This is a genomic window from Paraburkholderia sp. (assembly GCF_024281035.1).
Taxonomy (GTDB): domain Bacteria; phylum Pseudomonadota; class Gammaproteobacteria; order Burkholderiales; family Burkholderiaceae; genus Paraburkholderia.
The window spans coordinates 39,878-55,455 of sequence record NZ_JAMXLH010000078.1 but is presented as its reverse complement, the minus strand read 5'-3'; the positions used below and the strand labels follow the sequence as shown (position 1 = coordinate 55,455).

Below are 15,578 nucleotides of genomic sequence, written 5' to 3'. Positions count from 1 at the left end.
TGAGTACATAACGCTGAACATACCCGGTTCCCGCTGCGTACACCGGCGCGCTGCTTTCAGCATACGAATACCGACTATATCGAATTTTGCGAGCAAAGCTAACGATACGTCGCAGTTTTTCGCGGCGCAGGAAAGGCAAACGTTTGCGATTGGTTTATGAAGACCCGGTTGCAGCGCTCGCAGTCCCGGCTATTCGAGGGAATCCGCGACCGGAAAACGCATGCGGGAAAGGGAAATCGCGTGAATGAGCAGCGTGCAGGCCATTGCGACACCGAAGGCGGCGAGCAAATGCCACTGCGCCAACGTCAGTCCCAGCACATAGAAAAACACAGTGATGCCCGGCAGTCCCATTACGAGGCCGCGCACCACCTGTTGTGCTGAACAGTGACCGCTCATGCGATGGGCGAACACCGTGAGAATGGCCGCCATGAAAGGAAAAGATGCGAGCACGCCGCTCGCTGCGGGTCCGACATGCGGCGCGATCAGTGTCACGCCAACCACGAGACCGGCTACGAACACCATGCGCGCAGGCAAATCCCACCATGGCGGATCGGACCTTTCACCCGTCGTCCGTACTTCGGGCATGAAGCGAAGCGCGAACGCGATCACCGCAAGGACGATCAGCAAGAGCCCCGTCTGCGACGGCGCACCCCACTGGAGCACGCCGGCCACGACGCAAAACGCGGCGCTGGCGATTGTGAGAGCGACCGGCCACCCGGACGCCGCGAGGCGGTAAAAAGCCAGACCGAAGCCCGCTTGCGCGGCCATCGCTACGAGCGATCCTGCTGTCGCCTGCGCGGCGAATTCGGGGCCGCGCTCTAGAGCAAGGAACACCAGAATCGGCCCCGATGTGAGCGGCAAACTGATGAAAAAGCCCCCAATCGCTTCGCCCCAGCGCCGCACGGCCATCGTGGCGATCAGCAACAAAAGCGGCGTGACGATGAGTTTAAAAACAAGAAGATTCATCTCAGTCTTTCTGAATATGGATCGCCAGAAAATCGATCAGCAAGCGCACACGCGGCAGAAGACCTCGCCGTGACGGAAACACGGCGTGGATCACGCCTCCTTTTGGAGTCCAGCCCGGCAGAGCGTCGACAAGGGTTCCATTGCGCAAGTCATCCTCAACCACCATGCAGGGAAGTTGTGCGATGCCGACGCCATGTATGGCTGCATCGCGTAGCGCGTGCATGTCGTCGGTGATGAAACGAGGGTAATGGCGCAACTGCGCCTCCACACCTCCTGGCCCCACCAATTGCCAGATATGGTTTCGTGCCGGTCCCCAATCGAGGCTCGGGACACCGGCAAGATCACCGGGGTCCGCCGGCGGATCGCGGCCTTTCAGCAAATGAGGAGCGGCCACCAGTCGCTGTGGGCTGTCACCGAGGTTCCGCATGACAAGGCCACTGTCTTCCAGGGGCGGAAAGCGCACGCGCAGTGCGAGGTCGAAACCCTCGCTCAACAGATCGACGCGGCGGTTCGTGGCTTCCAGATGCACCTGCACTTTGGGGTGAATAGCCATGAATTGCGCCACGAGATTGCTGACGCGATACTCGAGCAGCGCCGTTGGACAACTGACGCGAACGATGCCCTGCGGCTCGGCGCGCTTGCGCTCTACAACTTCACGCGCTGCCTCGGCTTCTACCAGTACGCCGAGGCAGCGATCATAAAATTCGCGCCCGGTTTCCGTGACGGTGAAATGGCGTGTTGTTCGCTGCAACAGCCGCACGTCGTATTTCGCCTCCAGCTCTGCGATTCGCCGGCTCAGCGTCGATTTTGGTATGTCCAGCGCACGCCCTGCCTGAGTGAAGCCCCCGTGATCGACCACCTTCACAAAATAGTAGAGATCGTTCAGGTCATCCATGATTGTTCCATTCATAGAACACTGATGGCATTTTACGAGACTGGAAACGGGTTTGTTGCACGAATAATATTTTGGTTCACGCACGACATGATTCCAGACCACGCCGGATGCAACCTGTCGATGCGATTCGATCAACCGCGCAATATTTGCGGCAGTTGAAGTTCACAAACCGCAGCGCTTGTCCCGACGTTGCGAACACACAGGCATCGATTATCGGGGCGCTTTATTCACTTCCCGCACTGTTTCTGGAGACAACCATGGCAAGCGAACCCATTCGCGACCCCGCGAACGATCACCTGCTCACCCCGCAGAACGCGGCATTCATCGTCATTGATTACCAGCCGGTTCAGGTGAATTCCATCGCGTCGATGGATCGCCAGCTGCTGGTCAATAACATTGTGGGGACCGCTAAGGCAGCAGTCGCATACAAGTTGCCGATCATTCATTCGACGGTCAACGTGAAGACCGGCCTGAACAAGCCGCCCATCCCGCAACTGCGCGCGGTGCTCGGCGACTATCCGACCATCGACCGCACGAGCATCAACTCGTGGGAAGACGTTGAATTCCGCAAGGCCGTCGAGGCAACCGGTCGCAAGAAATTGATCATGACCGCACTCTGGACGGAAGCCTGCCTCACGTTTCCCGCGCTGGACGCATTGAAAGCCGGCTACGAGGTATACGTCGTCGTCGATGCGGTCGGCGGCACGTCCGTCGCAGCGCACGAGGCCGCATTGCGCCGCATCGAGCAGGCAGGCGGCAAGATGATCAGTGTCGCCCAGCTGTTCTGCGAGCTGCAACGCGACTGGGCACGGAGCGAAACCGTTCCGGCGTTTATTAACCTGTTCATCGAAACCGGCGGTACGGCCGGCATCCAGTTCTCGTACGACAAGAACTGACGTGGGCCGCGCGCGGCCGATTGTGGTATCCGTCCGCGCGCACTCTCACGTTCACTCAAGACCCGGCGGCGGCACGCGGCGTCACAGATGCAGTGCCTGCCACGGCGGTGCTCTACCTCTCGGCGCTTGAATCCGGGAGTGGTGTAGCGAAATCCAGCGAAGCGAAAAATCCCTTCCGCCTGCTCGGGCAGCGTATTGCCACGTCTGAGTATCAAAAAAATGGAGTCCTGCGAATTAAGGCGCGACGGCAGGTTCGTCGTGGGAATTTGACATTGTTTTATCGATGAAGCGGATTTGGCGATATCAGTAATGCTAAATGGTATTGTAATAATGTGGCCGGAGAATAGCGCACAGGCTTCATTCAACTTCCTGTTCTCGCTCCAAGGTTCACTCCATGCTTTTCAAGTTCCCCCGCGCCTCGCACCATGCTCTGATCGCTTGTGCCGCCACGTTCCTGCTCGCTGCGTGCGGAGGCGACGACACTCGAACGTCCGATTCCACGCGGCCGATTTCCGCAAAGGTTCAGGTGATCGGCCATCGCGGTGCGAGCGCATTGCGTCCCGAACACACGCTTGCGGCGTACCGCAAGGCGATCGAGGACGGTGCGGACGTCATCGAGCCCGATCTCGTCGCGACTCGCGATGGTGTGCTCGTCGCGCGCCACGAGAATGAGATCTCGGGCACAACGAACGTGTCGGGGCTGCCGCGGTTCGCGAACCGCAAGACCACCAAAACGATCGACGGCATGGAGTTGACCGGTTGGTTCACGGAGGATTTCACGCTCGCAGAGCTGAAGACATTGCGTGCCCGCGAACGCATTCCTCAGCTTCGCCCGGAGAACACCGCGTACAACGACCAGTTCGAGGTGCCGACGTTCGACGAGATCGTCGCGCTCGCGAAGCAGATGTCGGCGCAAACCGGCCGGACGATCCACCTGTACCCCGAAACCAAGCATCCGACCTACTTTCAGTCGATCGGTTTGCCGCTTGAGGATCGGCTTGTCGATGCATTGCTGAAAGATCCGTACACATCGCGCACGGCAACCGTCTATCTCCAGTCGTTCGAAGTCGCAAACTTGAAGACGATCCGCAACCGGATCAAAACGAGCCAGCCGAACTGGAGGCTCGTGCAACTAATGGGCGACGCCGGTCAACGCCCGTACGACTTCGTGAAGGCGAATGACAAGCGCACGTACGGTGACATGTCGACGCGCGACGGCATGCGCGAGATCGCAACCTACGCGAATGGCGTCGGGCCGTACAAGACGTCGATCATCCCCGTCGCCGCCGATGGCACGCTGCAGCGGCCGACACAGTACGTGCGCTACGCACACGAAGCGGGTCTCGTCGTGCATCCGTATACGTTCCGTCCGGAAAACTACTTCCTGCCCGCGTCGTTGAAGGACGGCGGCACGCCGGGTGCGCGCAACACAGCAGGCTCCGTGCGCGAGATCCAGGCGTACCTGCGCGCGGGCATCGATGGATTCTTTACCGACGATCCGGCCATCGGCCGCATCGCGGTCGATACGTTCGTACGCTAAACGCCACTGAAGCTATCAATCTTTCCGATTCGGGTCGACGCAAACCATGGCCAATTTCACTTACAATCGCCGCCGTTTTTTGATTCAATCCAGCTCGTTAGGCATTGGACTGGGATCGACTGCGCTCGGTTTGTCAGCTTGCGGGGGAAATGAAGCGGCGGCGCCGGCCATTGGAGTCGGCGATAGCGCACGCCCCAAAATCACGTCGGGCATCCAGATCGGCGACGTGACCAACGGTCAGGCCGTCGTTTGGGCGCGCGCCGATCGCGTCGCAAAGTTGCGCGTGGAGTACGACACAACGGACGCTTTCAGAAACAGTCGTCTGGCTGTTGGGCCGACCGTGACTGAAGCCAGCGACTATACAGGGCGTATCACGCTGACGAATCTGCCTGAGGGGCAAACAGTCTTTCTGCGTGTCTCGTACGAAGACCCCGACAATGCACGCGCGGTCAGTGAGCCGGTTATCGGCCGGTTTCGTACGGCGAGAATTCAGAACGGGGACGCGCCGATTCGATTCGTTTGGGGCGCTGATGTAGCAGGGCAGGGTTGGGGCATCAATCCGGATTTTGGCGGGATGAAGATTTACGAAGCCATGCGGCAACGGCAACCGGATTTCTTTATTCACAACGGCGATACGATCTATGCCGATGGCCCGATTGCTCCGGAGGTCAAGGCTGAAAACGGCCGTATCTGGAAAAACATCGTCACGCCCGAAGTCAGTAAAGTGGCCGAGACATTGGACGAGTTCCGTGGCCGCTATCGCTACAACCTGATGGACGTAAACGTCCAGCGATTTTCGGCCGAAGTGCCCCAGATCTGGCAGTGGGACGATCACGAAGTCGTCAACAACTGGTCGCCGTCGAAAGATCTCAGTGCCGATACCCGGTATAGCGAAGGAAGTCTGCTTGCCATCCTTCCGCGGGCAACGCGTGCCTTTCTGGAATATTCGCCGATGCGATGGGGAACGACACCGGACACGCAGCGCATTTACCGGAAGATTCCTTATGGCCCGTTGCTTGACGTTTTTGTCCTGGACATGCGTTCCTATCGCGGACCCAACGGAACCAACCTCGAAACCGTCGAAAGTGGCGATACGGCTTTCCTCGGCAAGGCCCAGGTCGAATGGCTGAAGAAGGAATTACTGGCGTCGCAGGCCACCTGGAAAATCGTCGCAGCGGATATGCCGATTGGTCTTTGTGTTCCAGACGGCAAGACTGCGAGCGGGCAAGATCGATGGGAGGCGATCGCGAACGGCAATGACGGCGTGCCGCTCGGGCGCGAACTGGAAATGGCAGGCCTGTTGCGCAGCATTAAAGCCGTCTCGAATGTTGTCTGGCTGACTGCCGATGTGCACTATTGCGCCGCGCATTATTATGATCCGGGCAAGGCGCAATTCACCGATTTTTCACCGTTCTGGGAGTTCGTCGCCGGACCGCTCAACGCAGGTACGTTCGGCCCGAACGAACTCGACGCAACCTTTGGCCCTCAACTCGTGTTCCAGAAGGTTCCTCCAGCCGGCCAGGTCAATCTCTCCCCGTTCTCTGGCTATCAATTTTTCGGGGAGGTCAACATCGATCCCAAAACGAAAGCACTGACCGTCGATTTGCGTGACATCGACGGCAAGAGTCAATTTTCGAAAGTGATCAATCCTGCATCAGTCTGATGCGGACTCTTAGCGGGGGCGTTCTCTGCCCCCGCAGCATCCTGGTACCGCTCGTGTCGGCTACCTCGAAATCTGGTGCGGCATCCGCGGCGCCGGATGGATCATGCAGCCACAGGTGAGAAGTCGTGCCACAGCTTGGCGACGATCGCAAAGTTGCCGTCGATGCAGGCCCAGTTCAGGTGATCAATGAAGACTTTGTCGTGAATACGCAGGCGAACCTTGGTCACCGCGATATCGTCGGAGAGGAAATCGATCGAAATCAGCAAATCATCACGCGGCTGACCCTTGCTCAGTGGCGAGACCCGCTCCGCAATGACGCTGCGATACTTGGCAATCGGAACGACCGTCAGTTTGGCTTCATCCGTGTCAAACAGGCTGCAGCTCGGGTGGAATACCCGGTCGAATTTTTCCAGATCGCATTCGTGCAATGCCTGGAAGTAGAGATCGACAGCTTTGACAAGTGCCGGAATTTTCTCGATAGCCATGGTGATGTTCCGATAATTTAAGGGTTGATAGTCGACTTCATTTCTTGAAGCGTTCCGGGGAAGGCAGCACGTCATGCGCGTAATCGCGCGACTTCCATTCGGGTTCGGGCGGGCTATAACCGTTCTTGGGAGAAAATGCCGACGTCTCCTGGAGTTCCATCCGCGGTATGTAGCGATTGCAGTTCTTGTAGATGAAACGGCATTCGACCTGGACGATCACTTTCGCGCCGGGATAAAGCGCCAGCCTGTCCCGATCAGACATGAGGCTCGCTTTTCCGTTGATGCGCAGCCGTGCCGATACAGCGTCGAACGGTACGAACAGCAAACCTACATTGGGATTCAGTTTGATGTTGCCGAGCGAGCGATACATCGAATTGCCATCGTAATCGGGCCATTCGAGGGTAGCAGGCCCGATAACGCGCACAAAGCCGGGTTCTCCACCTTTATAGGAACAGTCGACGGTATCGCCATAGGCCGTCGCAAGGAAAAAGAAATGCGCGCCGTTGATCTGGTCGATTTCGTCGGGCCAGAATGCCTTATGTACGCGAATCTCCTCCAGACGTTTCGCGAGGCGAGTTCCGTCGAACCGCTGCTGAAAGTCGACGCTCCCTTCGTGATAGAAGTCCACTAGTCCTCCGGCTCCAGTAACGATCAGCTTGTAAACTCAACGGTGCGTTTGGCGCGCTCATCGACCTGCAGCGAGAACACATCAGGGCGCGCATAGTGACCGACAACGTCGAAATCGAAACGCGCTTGCGGCAACGTATCGGTGTCGATGGTGGCGACAAGAAGTCCGGGTTCGTTGAGCATCGGCCCCGCGAGAACTTCCCCGAGCGGCCCCGCAATCACGCTTCCGCCACGAATCAGTGGACGATCGTCGTCCCAGCCGGGTACCTCGATGCCCAAAGCGCGCGGTGTCGGCTGAACCTGGCATGCGCTGATCACAAAGCAACGTCCTTCATGCGCAATGTGCCGCATTGATGCTTGCCACACGTCACGCTCGTCAACGGTCGGTGCACACCAGATTTCCACGTTCTTTGCGTACATTGCCATGCGCAGCAAGGGCATATGGTTTTCCCAGCAGATGGCAGCACCCACACGACCGGCGGCCATCTCGACTACGGGCAATGTCGATCCATCCCCTTGTCCCCAGATAAGCCTCTCCGTGCCGGTCGGCATCAGCTTTCTGTGTTTCGCAACCAGGCCGTTCTGCGGATCGAAAAACAGCGCCGTGCAGAAGAGCGTGCTGCCCGCACGTTCGATAACGCCCACGACCAGGCCAGCGTTGGTCCGTCTGGACAAATCGGCTAATGCGTCGGTTTCCGCACCCGGAACGTCGATGGCGTTGGCGTAGTAGCGTGCGAATGCCTCGCGACCTTCAGGAAGCCGGTAGCCCAGTCGCGCTCCGAAGATTTCGCCTTTCGGATATCCACCCAGCAGCGCTTCAGGCATGACGACCAGTTGTGCACCTGCGTCGATGATTGGCTTTTCGTACGCGAGAATCTGCGCGAGTGTATCGGCCTTCCCCGAGGGAGACGCACCAAGTTGAAGGGCGGCGACGATCGATTTGGACATGATGGGCTCTCTCTTTGCAACGAGTCTGAATCATGGCAGATTACTGAAATGAAGCAATTACGCGCTGACCATATGTGATATGAACACCATTGATATCGCCAGAGTCGATCTGAATCTACTGAAAGTCTTCGAGGCCTTGTACGAGGAAGGTGGGGCGGGGAGGGCTGCGATTCGGCTTGAGCTCACGCAGTCCGCGGTCAGCGCGGCACTGAGCCGGTTACGCCGGGTATACGAGAACCCGCTGTTTACGCGCACGGGCCGTGGTCTGTCGCCGACTGCCCGTGCCCATGAATTGAAACCGGTGATCACTGAGGCGCTTGATCGATGCCGGCTGTCGCTCGCCATGACAGCAGGCGACTCGAATGATTTTCGAGGGCGCTCTGTGTCGATCGGATTGTCCGATGACTTCGAAATAGGTTTTGGTCATCAGATCATGGATGTCGTCAAGAAAGCGGCACCGGGCCTGCGCTTGATCTTCAGGCAAACGCACAGTCAAATCGTTACCGATGCACTGCTTAGCGGACAAATGGATCTCGCGATTGTTTCAGGAGGTTTCTCGTCGCGCGGGCTGAGCCGGCAAATCCTCGGCGAAGGCGGCTATGCGTGTTTGGTGGATTCCAGAACACTCTTAGGCAAGCAACGGAAACTGACGCTGGATGCGTACGTGACCCGTCCGCATATTCTCGTATCGTCGGGTGGCGTCGTAGGCATTGTTGACGAAGCGCTTGCGAACGTCGGTCGCAAGAGGCAGATCTGCGCATCGACGACGCATTTCGCCGCGTTGCCTTTTCTGCTTCACGGATCGGATGCCGTCGCAACGATTCCAGGACACGCAGCGGCAGCGATATCGCGATTGACGGGCTTGTGTCTGCTGCAGTGTCCAATTGATTTGCCGCGGTATTCGATTGAGCTTGGATGGCGTACCACCAAGGCGCGCGATACGGGTGTCGCAGCCGTTCGACAAGCGGTAATGGAATCGTTCGCGTGCGCGGGTTAGTGTTCCAGATCGCCTCGTTGCTTTCTACGGCGAGGATGACGACATGGATGTTGCCAACGGTATGAGGCATCGAACGTAATGGAGCGCAATGGCACGGTCCGGTCGCGGTGGCACAGATGCGATCCATCTTTGCCCATCTCGCACCTTTCCGCACCGCTTCATTGTTCTCGTCAAGGACGGGCGCTTTCCTCCCCGACGTTGAAATCGTGATAACGTGCTCGACTTACGCTTTGTTGCCCGCGTCCGCACGCGGCGTGCCGCTCATTCCCCTTCGTTTCCCGAGACATGGCATTTCCTCCGCTTTCTCCGCTTTCTCCGTTACTCATCGTCCAGGTCGGCACACCGCCCGACGTAATTCGCCATCCATTTGGCGACCTGCCGGACTGGTACTGTCGCGCGCTGCAGCGACCGCGGGATTCGGTCACTGTCGTACGGGTCTTCGAAGGAGAAGCGTTACCGCCGCCGGATGCCAGCCGGGTCGCGATCATTACCGGTTCGTGGTCGATGGTCACGGATTTGCATCCGTGGAGCGAAGCGACGGCGCAGTGGATTCGTGACGCGATGGAAGTCCAGATGCCGCTCTTCGGCGTGTGCTACGGGCACCAACTCATGGCTCACGCCCTGGGTGGCCGAGTCGACTATCACGCACTGGGACGCGAAGTGGGATGCAGAACCATTCGCCTGCTGCCAGAGGCTGAAAGCGATGCGCTCCTGGAGGGTTGGCCCTCGACCTTTCCGGCACATCTCACTCATGAGCAGAGCGTTATCGAGTTGCCACCGGGCGCGCGGGTTCTCGCCTATTCCGACCACGACCCGCATCAAATTGTCCGCTATGGCCCTAACGCTGTCTCGACGCAATTTCATCCGGAGTTCACGCCGGAGATATCGGCGGCCTGTATCAATCGGAGTGTCGATCTCTTGCGTGGGGAGGGCAAAGATCCTGAAGCGATGCTGCGCGCCCTCGAAGAAACACACGAAGCTACGAGGCTGCTTCGACGGTTCGTTGATTCGTTTTGCTACGCGCCTTCATAGGCATTGAATCCGTTGGGATTAACTCATCATTTGGATGATTCAGCGATAGTGCTCGTCCTCGAGCAACATATCCTCGAAAAATGCGCCAGGCAGGGGGCTTCCAAAGCCCCGGCGTTCACGCAAAAAGCAAAAGCAAACGCGAAGCGCCGAAAGCTTGCAAGTCCCTGCCTGTCTCATTGATCTCAAACGACTTGCGCCGAACGCTTGAGCGACGGGCAGCGTTGTGTATCAATCGATGGACTATAGGCGGATACCCTGCATAAAGATATTCGCATAGGGGTTATCTGGATTGTTCCGAATATATTCGGCAACGCCATCACGCAATTTTTCCAACCCCTCACTCGGAGGCAGTGCGGCGCGCATCGCACTTTTAGCTGCTTCTTGATTTTCAGGGATGGCCGCGGGAATTTCGTATTCGATCAGGCGAGACGGGAATTTTGGCCATACCGCAACACTGGCACCGGGGATGTCGGCAGCGCCCCCGGACGCATACACGGTAAATGAAGTTCGGCGTTCGTAAGCACTATTCATGTCATCGCGGGTGATGTATGTCGCCGGGTCTAGCACATTGCCGGCTTCGTCGCGCTCCACCCTCAGATTATGGTAGGTAAAGGTTGCCTTACTCGTGTCTGCCGTCACGGTTACGAATCCATTCGCAACACCTTCCGCCCATTGGACTTCATCGCTGAAATGCGTCAGTAAACGCGAGAAGATGTCCCGGCCATCTCCCGGTTTATCCGGGCGACGAAGCAACTGATCGATAATCTCAAACAATACGCCACTAGCATTCCCCCGGCCTTTCAGCAGAGGCAGGATCCCGGCAGTCATACTATTGTTTGATAGCGAGGAAAGGTCAAATGAGGAGCCTATTACGCCACCAAATGAATTGCTGCTTACACCTGCGCCGGCAAAATCCAGCATGACGGGATTATCGCTATCCCGATCAACAACCTGACCTGCAATGAATGTATGGAGGTCTCCTGTAATCGCGATGACGTTATTAATGTTGTTTTTATGCAGGTAATTGGTGAGATAGTCGCGAGAGTCTGGATAGCCATCCCAGCTATCCGCAAATACGGCGACATCCTGACCTTGTGGTGTATCGGGCGATCCATCTCCGATGTAATCCCCGCTCGACAGCGAGCTGCGTATCTCGGGGCTGGTCAACAGGTACTTCAGCACCCCGACAAAGGCTGGAAGTATTTTCGCTGCGGCGTTAATGGCCAGTTGGAAGTTCGCGAGATCCGCGCCCACGTTAAATGTGAATTCCTTATTGCTAAGGCGATTCACATCGAGATCCATTTTCACGAAACAAACTTCATTGCCCCATATTTTCCAGACGGCTCCCCGAGCGTGAGCGGCTGACATGCTCGAAGCCCACCAGTCCGTCTGCTGGCGGCCCAGCATCGCGTAATGACTCTCGGCATTTCGCGCAACAAACCTCTTCAGAACCTCGCCAAACGCTGCATAGCGAGACCCAAAGCCGCGCATTCCAAATCGGCCTGTCAACTGCTCCCATATTTTGGAGCCGTTAAGTGTTCCAACGATAGTGAGAATCTTGTCTACTTTGAGCTCGTCGTTCACGGATAGGTTCAAACCGGCTAACTCATTGAGCATCGAAACCAGCATCGGTTTGATTTTCTTCAGCCCTTCGACAGTGACGAATAATATTTGTCCCTTATTAATTGCATCATTAAGAAGTCTTTCAAGGGTGAAGGCCATAACCTTGGTTCCATTGAGGAAATGGTACAAGCCTCTTGTTGACCCAAGATCTCCAAGCTCGCCCAATATTCGCGAGAAATACTCAAGAACCACTTCCTCGCCTGCGCCTTCTGGTACGGCGTGATCGGCGCGATAAAGCCGCTCGTCTGTCATGACAAGTTGCATAACCTTGCCAAAAGCAAATTCACGATAAATTCTGATATTTTCATACGTACCCGTTCGCTCGGGGGAAAAGGAAACATCCTCCAGCGTGACTGGCATGTATTCAAACCATGCTTGATTGGCCGCTCGCCGACGATCAAATTGCGAAAAATTATTGTCAGAATACGTCTCGTGATCTCCCCAGGCGTCGTTTGTGAATTCGTGATCGTCCCATATGGCAATCATCGGGAATTTCGCGTGAATAGCCTGAATACGAGGATCGCTGCGGTAAACCGAGTACAGGTAACGATAGTCGTCAAGTGAGTTGGCATAACGTACGCCACCCCCCGTTACCCCTGACAACTTTTCTGCATATAGCGGATTTTTCGCGTGCGATGGCTCTACGCCGCCATTTTGAAACGCCCCATCATCGGCGGTTTCATAAATGTAGTCACCCAGATGGACAATAAAATCCAGATTTTCATAACGCTCTTCAGCAAGAAGTTGATATGCGGCCCAGTGGTTCGCCGCCCAATCCTGGCATGAGACATAAGCGAAATTCACTGGCGTTTCCGAAGCTTGCGCGGGAGCCGTTTTGGTTCGTCCCTGCACGGATATATCGTTGTCCGCCACAAAGCGATACCAGTAATAGGTACCGGCCGCCAGACCTTCCACTCGATGATGCACCGTATGCGCGTAACGCGAATAGGCTTGTAGGGGCACCGACACTAGGATATTTTCCTGGTTAAAATTCTTCGAATCGAACGGCACTGAGGCTACCTGCACGATTATGGGGATATCCTCTCCCATAGCGGCGTCATTCACCCCGAGTTTGGTCCAGAGCACAATGCTGCTCTCCCTTGGATCACCGGAGGCAATTCCCGCAGGAAAACTAAACGTACCGGACGGCGAGGGTGTTCTGCCAGGGAGCGCGGCCGGTAACGACGAGCCTCCTTCGCCACAGCCAGCGAGGATTGCTCCCACGCAGGAAACTGTTAGAAACCCTGTAAGCTTGAGAAAATCCCTGCGATTCTTCAGGTCAGCCATTATTTGAAGCACTCCTAAAATTCGAATAGCGAATGGGTTAGCAACTGGTGGGTTAGCAACTCGTTTCGTATTTTTTGTTATAGGTAGTGCATCCACGTTATCTGTGGAGTAAGTAAGCTCTATGAAAGGTTAATAATGGGATGGTCCGGAGCGCGATCTCCGGCCTTCGCCGGTTGCGTGAACATGAGCAGGGGGATGAATTTGTTTGCTGTCGGCGTGACCTGAGACAGCGCGGCATTACTGCCCGTAGCGCCCGTCACGGCGTCGAAAGCAAGAGGAGAGTCTCAGGCGGTATAGGCGGGTGGTCGAGCGCACGGGTGCCTGGTTGCACCGCCTGAAGTGGTAGCGGGTGTTTAAAGCGATAGCTGAATCACGGCATCAGCTATCGCCTGATTCCTCACTCACTCACGCACGCACCGGAATCCCGCGTAAACATACGGATAGCGCGGCTGAAACCAGTTGCGGAAAGTCGGCCTCAGCATGCATCGGGCTGTTCGTGCGGAGCCGCCCTTCATCGCGTAGTGCTGACCGTCGAAGAAATTCGCCGAATAGCCTTCGTAGAACGGGAAGGTCTTGAAACCGGATAGCGGCCCGAAAACCGTCGAGGTCCATTCCCAGCCGTTGCCGTACAGCCCTTCCACGCCCCACGTACTGGCGCTGTCCGGCGTCGTATCCACGGCCACCGGATTCCAGTTGCGGAAATCGAAGTTGTCCGCGTCGCCCGGCAGCGCGCCGTGTGCCGCGCGTTGCCACTGCGCCTCGCTCGGCAATCGTGCGCCGCGCCAGCGTGCGAAGGCGCTCGCTTCGGCATGGCTCGCATAGACCGGCCACGCGAGCGGGAGCGGGATGTCCTCGAACATGGTTCGCAGCCGCCAGTCGTCCTCGCCGCGCATCCAGAACACCGGATGTGCAATACCTTGCGCTTCCTTCCACGCCCAGTTCACGTCGCTCCACCAGGTCTTGTCCGCGTAGCCGCCGTCCTCGATAAATTCGAGGAACGCGCCGTTCGTCACCATGAATCGGTCGATCTCGAATGCGGGGATGTCGATCTGCTCCGCGCCGAACTCGTTGTCCCAGCCGAACACGCCGCGATCCTTCATCATGCCGAGCTCCGCGCGTCCGGCCGGAACCGGCACCATCGAATGCGCCACGATGCTGCGATCGTCGGGCAGGGCGTGCGTCGCGTCCGGCGCGTGTTTCTGCTCGAACGGCAATTGATGGAGCATGTAGCTGAGCGTTTCGACGTGCATGAGCCGATGCTCGATCGCGACGTTGAGCAACTGGGCGGCCGTATCGTGAGCCGGAGTATTCGCCGGCAGATCGCGTGCCGCGAGTTGCGCGTCGATTCGCGTGCGGGTGTCGTGCCCATACGCGCGGATTTCAGCGAGGCTCGGCCAGTCGGCGGGCAGGTCGTTGGGCAGCCCGCCGTCCACCGGATCGATGCCGAACGCGAATAACCGGTCGAGTTGCGGATCGCGGGACGGCAGATCGAACAGACGCTGGTCGAACAGATTGCGGTCGAACGCTTCGAGATGACCGATGTAGAACACGATGCGGTGACGCTCGCGGATTGGGCGTTCGTAAAGGAAGTCGGTCTTGACGAGGTCGAAGAGCGCGTCGCTGGCGGCGCGTGCACTGGCCAGCCGGCCGGCTAGCGTGGGCGAAGGCAAGAGAGGCATTTCGGCGATTCTCCTGGCGCAGGCGGTGAACGTAACTCTACCGCTGCCGCAGGAGTTGTGCCTACATCCACGTAGGAGGCGCGGGATGGGCACTGTGCCGGAGCAGGGCGCCGCACGCCGCCGTAGCAGGCGCGTGCGGGCCGGGTGACGCTGCGCTTAGAGGTGGCGCAGGCCTTCGAGGTCGATGATGCGGATGAGCTTGCCTTGCGCGTCGATCAAGCCGCGCTTCTGGAAACGCGACAGCGTGCGGCTCACCGTTTCGAGGGTCATGCCGAGATAGCTGCCCATGTCCTCGCGCGTCATGCGCAGGTTGAATTCCGCGTGCGAATAGCCGCGCTGGCCGTTGCGGTCGGATACGTCGAGCAGGAAGGCGGCGACGCGTTCGTCGGCGGACAGCGAGCCGAGCACCATCATCTGCGACGATTCGCGGATCAACTGCTCGCTCATCAGGCGGTGCAGGCGGTCCTGCATCGTGCCCGATTCGCGGCACATGTGCTTGAGCGCAGCGTAGGGGACGATGCATACCGAGCTGTCTTCAAGTGCGATCGAGGTGCAGCTGTGCGTGTCGGTGCTGATGCCGTCGAGACCGAGCGGGTCGCCCGCGAGGCGCAGGCCGGTGACCTGCTCGCGCCCGTCGCGGTGCGCCATGACGGTCTTCAGCGAGCCCGAGCGAACGGCATACAGATTGTCGAACGGGTCGCCCGCGCGGTAGAGCGCTTCGCCGCGACGCACGCTGCGCGCCGAGCAGATGAGCGCTTCGAGCTTCGGCATATCGTCGGTGGCGAGGCCCTGCGGCATGCAGAGATGGCGCATTGCACAACTGGAGCAGCGCGCCGAAGTGCGGGGATTCGGCGCGGTCGCCAGGTTGCTGCGGCGTACGGTGGTATGAGAGACGACGTTCGGGGTAAGCATCTGCCTGCTCCTGTGCACTTGTTCTGGA

Annotated in this window: 13 protein-coding genes; 5 read left to right on the top strand and 8 right to left on the bottom strand. The window is 57.9% G+C overall.

The genetic code is table 11. From position 1 onward, the window contains the following. Window positions 1-189 precede the first annotated feature (189 nt). The gene (locus Q0L30_RS24960; RefSeq protein WP_296663344.1) at window positions 190-966 is read right to left on the bottom strand and encodes a hypothetical protein; all 777 of its coding nucleotides are present in this window, start codon (window positions 964-966) and stop codon (window positions 190-192) included. Between the two features lies 1 nt (window position 967). Beyond that, window positions 968-1,861 (bottom strand): LysR substrate-binding domain-containing protein, encoded by an 894-nt coding sequence (locus Q0L30_RS24955; protein ID WP_296663341.1) that lies wholly within the window; start codon window positions 1,859-1,861, stop codon window positions 968-970. A 257-nt stretch (window positions 1,862-2,118) separates the two neighbouring features. Between Q0L30_RS24955 and Q0L30_RS24950 the strand changes: the two genes are divergently transcribed. From Q0L30_RS24950 to Q0L30_RS24940, 3 genes are all read left to right on the top strand, one after another. Beyond that, window positions 2,119-2,757 carry a hydrolase gene (locus tag Q0L30_RS24950; protein WP_296663696.1) on the top strand — a complete coding sequence of 213 codons (639 nt, stop codon included), beginning with the start codon at window positions 2,119-2,121 and terminating at the stop codon, window positions 2,755-2,757. A 394-nt stretch (window positions 2,758-3,151) separates the two neighbouring features. After that, window positions 3,152-4,297, top strand: a complete 1,146-nt coding sequence (locus tag Q0L30_RS24945; RefSeq protein ID WP_296663336.1) for a glycerophosphodiester phosphodiesterase — start codon at window positions 3,152-3,154, stop codon at window positions 4,295-4,297. Between the two features lie 46 nt (window positions 4,298-4,343). Further along, window positions 4,344-5,960, top strand: coding sequence for an alkaline phosphatase D family protein (locus tag Q0L30_RS24940; protein WP_296663333.1), 1,617 nt, complete (start codon window positions 4,344-4,346; stop codon window positions 5,958-5,960). Window positions 5,961-6,061: 101 nt separating this feature from the next. Here the strand turns inward: Q0L30_RS24940 and Q0L30_RS24935 are convergent, their stop codons facing one another. The 3 genes from Q0L30_RS24935 to Q0L30_RS24925 are packed head-to-tail and all read right to left on the bottom strand — an operon-like array spanning window position 6,062 to window position 8,020. Further along, window positions 6,062-6,445, bottom strand: a complete 384-nt coding sequence (locus Q0L30_RS24935) for a nuclear transport factor 2 family protein (RefSeq protein WP_296663331.1) — start codon at window positions 6,443-6,445, stop codon at window positions 6,062-6,064. 37 nt (window positions 6,446-6,482) lie between these two features. Next, entirely contained in the window at window positions 6,483-7,073 is a 591-nt protein-coding gene (locus tag Q0L30_RS24930; RefSeq protein ID WP_296663329.1) for a pyridoxamine 5'-phosphate oxidase family protein, read from the bottom strand. Between the two features lie 23 nt (window positions 7,074-7,096). Next, window positions 7,097-8,020 carry a carbon-nitrogen hydrolase family protein gene (locus Q0L30_RS24925; RefSeq protein ID WP_296663325.1) on the bottom strand — a complete coding sequence of 308 codons (924 nt, stop codon included), beginning with the start codon at window positions 8,018-8,020 and terminating at the stop codon, window positions 7,097-7,099. Between the two features lie 79 nt (window positions 8,021-8,099). On the opposite strand from Q0L30_RS24925, the gene Q0L30_RS24920 reads away from it, so the two are divergent. Then, window positions 8,100-9,017, top strand: coding sequence for a LysR family transcriptional regulator (locus tag Q0L30_RS24920; protein ID WP_296663322.1), 918 nt, complete (start codon window positions 8,100-8,102; stop codon window positions 9,015-9,017). A 285-nt stretch (window positions 9,018-9,302) separates the two neighbouring features. After that, a complete protein-coding gene (locus Q0L30_RS24915; protein WP_296663320.1) occupies window positions 9,303-10,049 on the top strand; it encodes a glutamine amidotransferase in 747 nt (248 codons plus the stop codon). 240 nt (window positions 10,050-10,289) lie between these two features. Here the strand turns inward: Q0L30_RS24915 and Q0L30_RS24910 are convergent, their stop codons facing one another. The 3 genes from Q0L30_RS24910 to Q0L30_RS24900 form a co-directional block, all read right to left on the bottom strand. Continuing rightward, window positions 10,290-12,959 (bottom strand): alkaline phosphatase D family protein, encoded by a 2,670-nt coding sequence (locus tag Q0L30_RS24910; RefSeq protein WP_296663317.1) that lies wholly within the window; start codon window positions 12,957-12,959, stop codon window positions 10,290-10,292. Window positions 12,960-13,360: 401 nt separating this feature from the next. Next, window positions 13,361-14,638, bottom strand: coding sequence for an SUMF1/EgtB/PvdO family nonheme iron enzyme (locus Q0L30_RS24905; RefSeq protein WP_296663314.1), 1,278 nt, complete (start codon window positions 14,636-14,638; stop codon window positions 13,361-13,363). A 156-nt stretch (window positions 14,639-14,794) separates the two neighbouring features. Beyond that, window positions 14,795-15,550 carry a helix-turn-helix domain-containing protein gene (locus Q0L30_RS24900; RefSeq protein ID WP_296663312.1) on the bottom strand — a complete coding sequence of 252 codons (756 nt, stop codon included), beginning with the start codon at window positions 15,548-15,550 and terminating at the stop codon, window positions 14,795-14,797. Window positions 15,551-15,578: the final 28 nt, after the last annotated feature.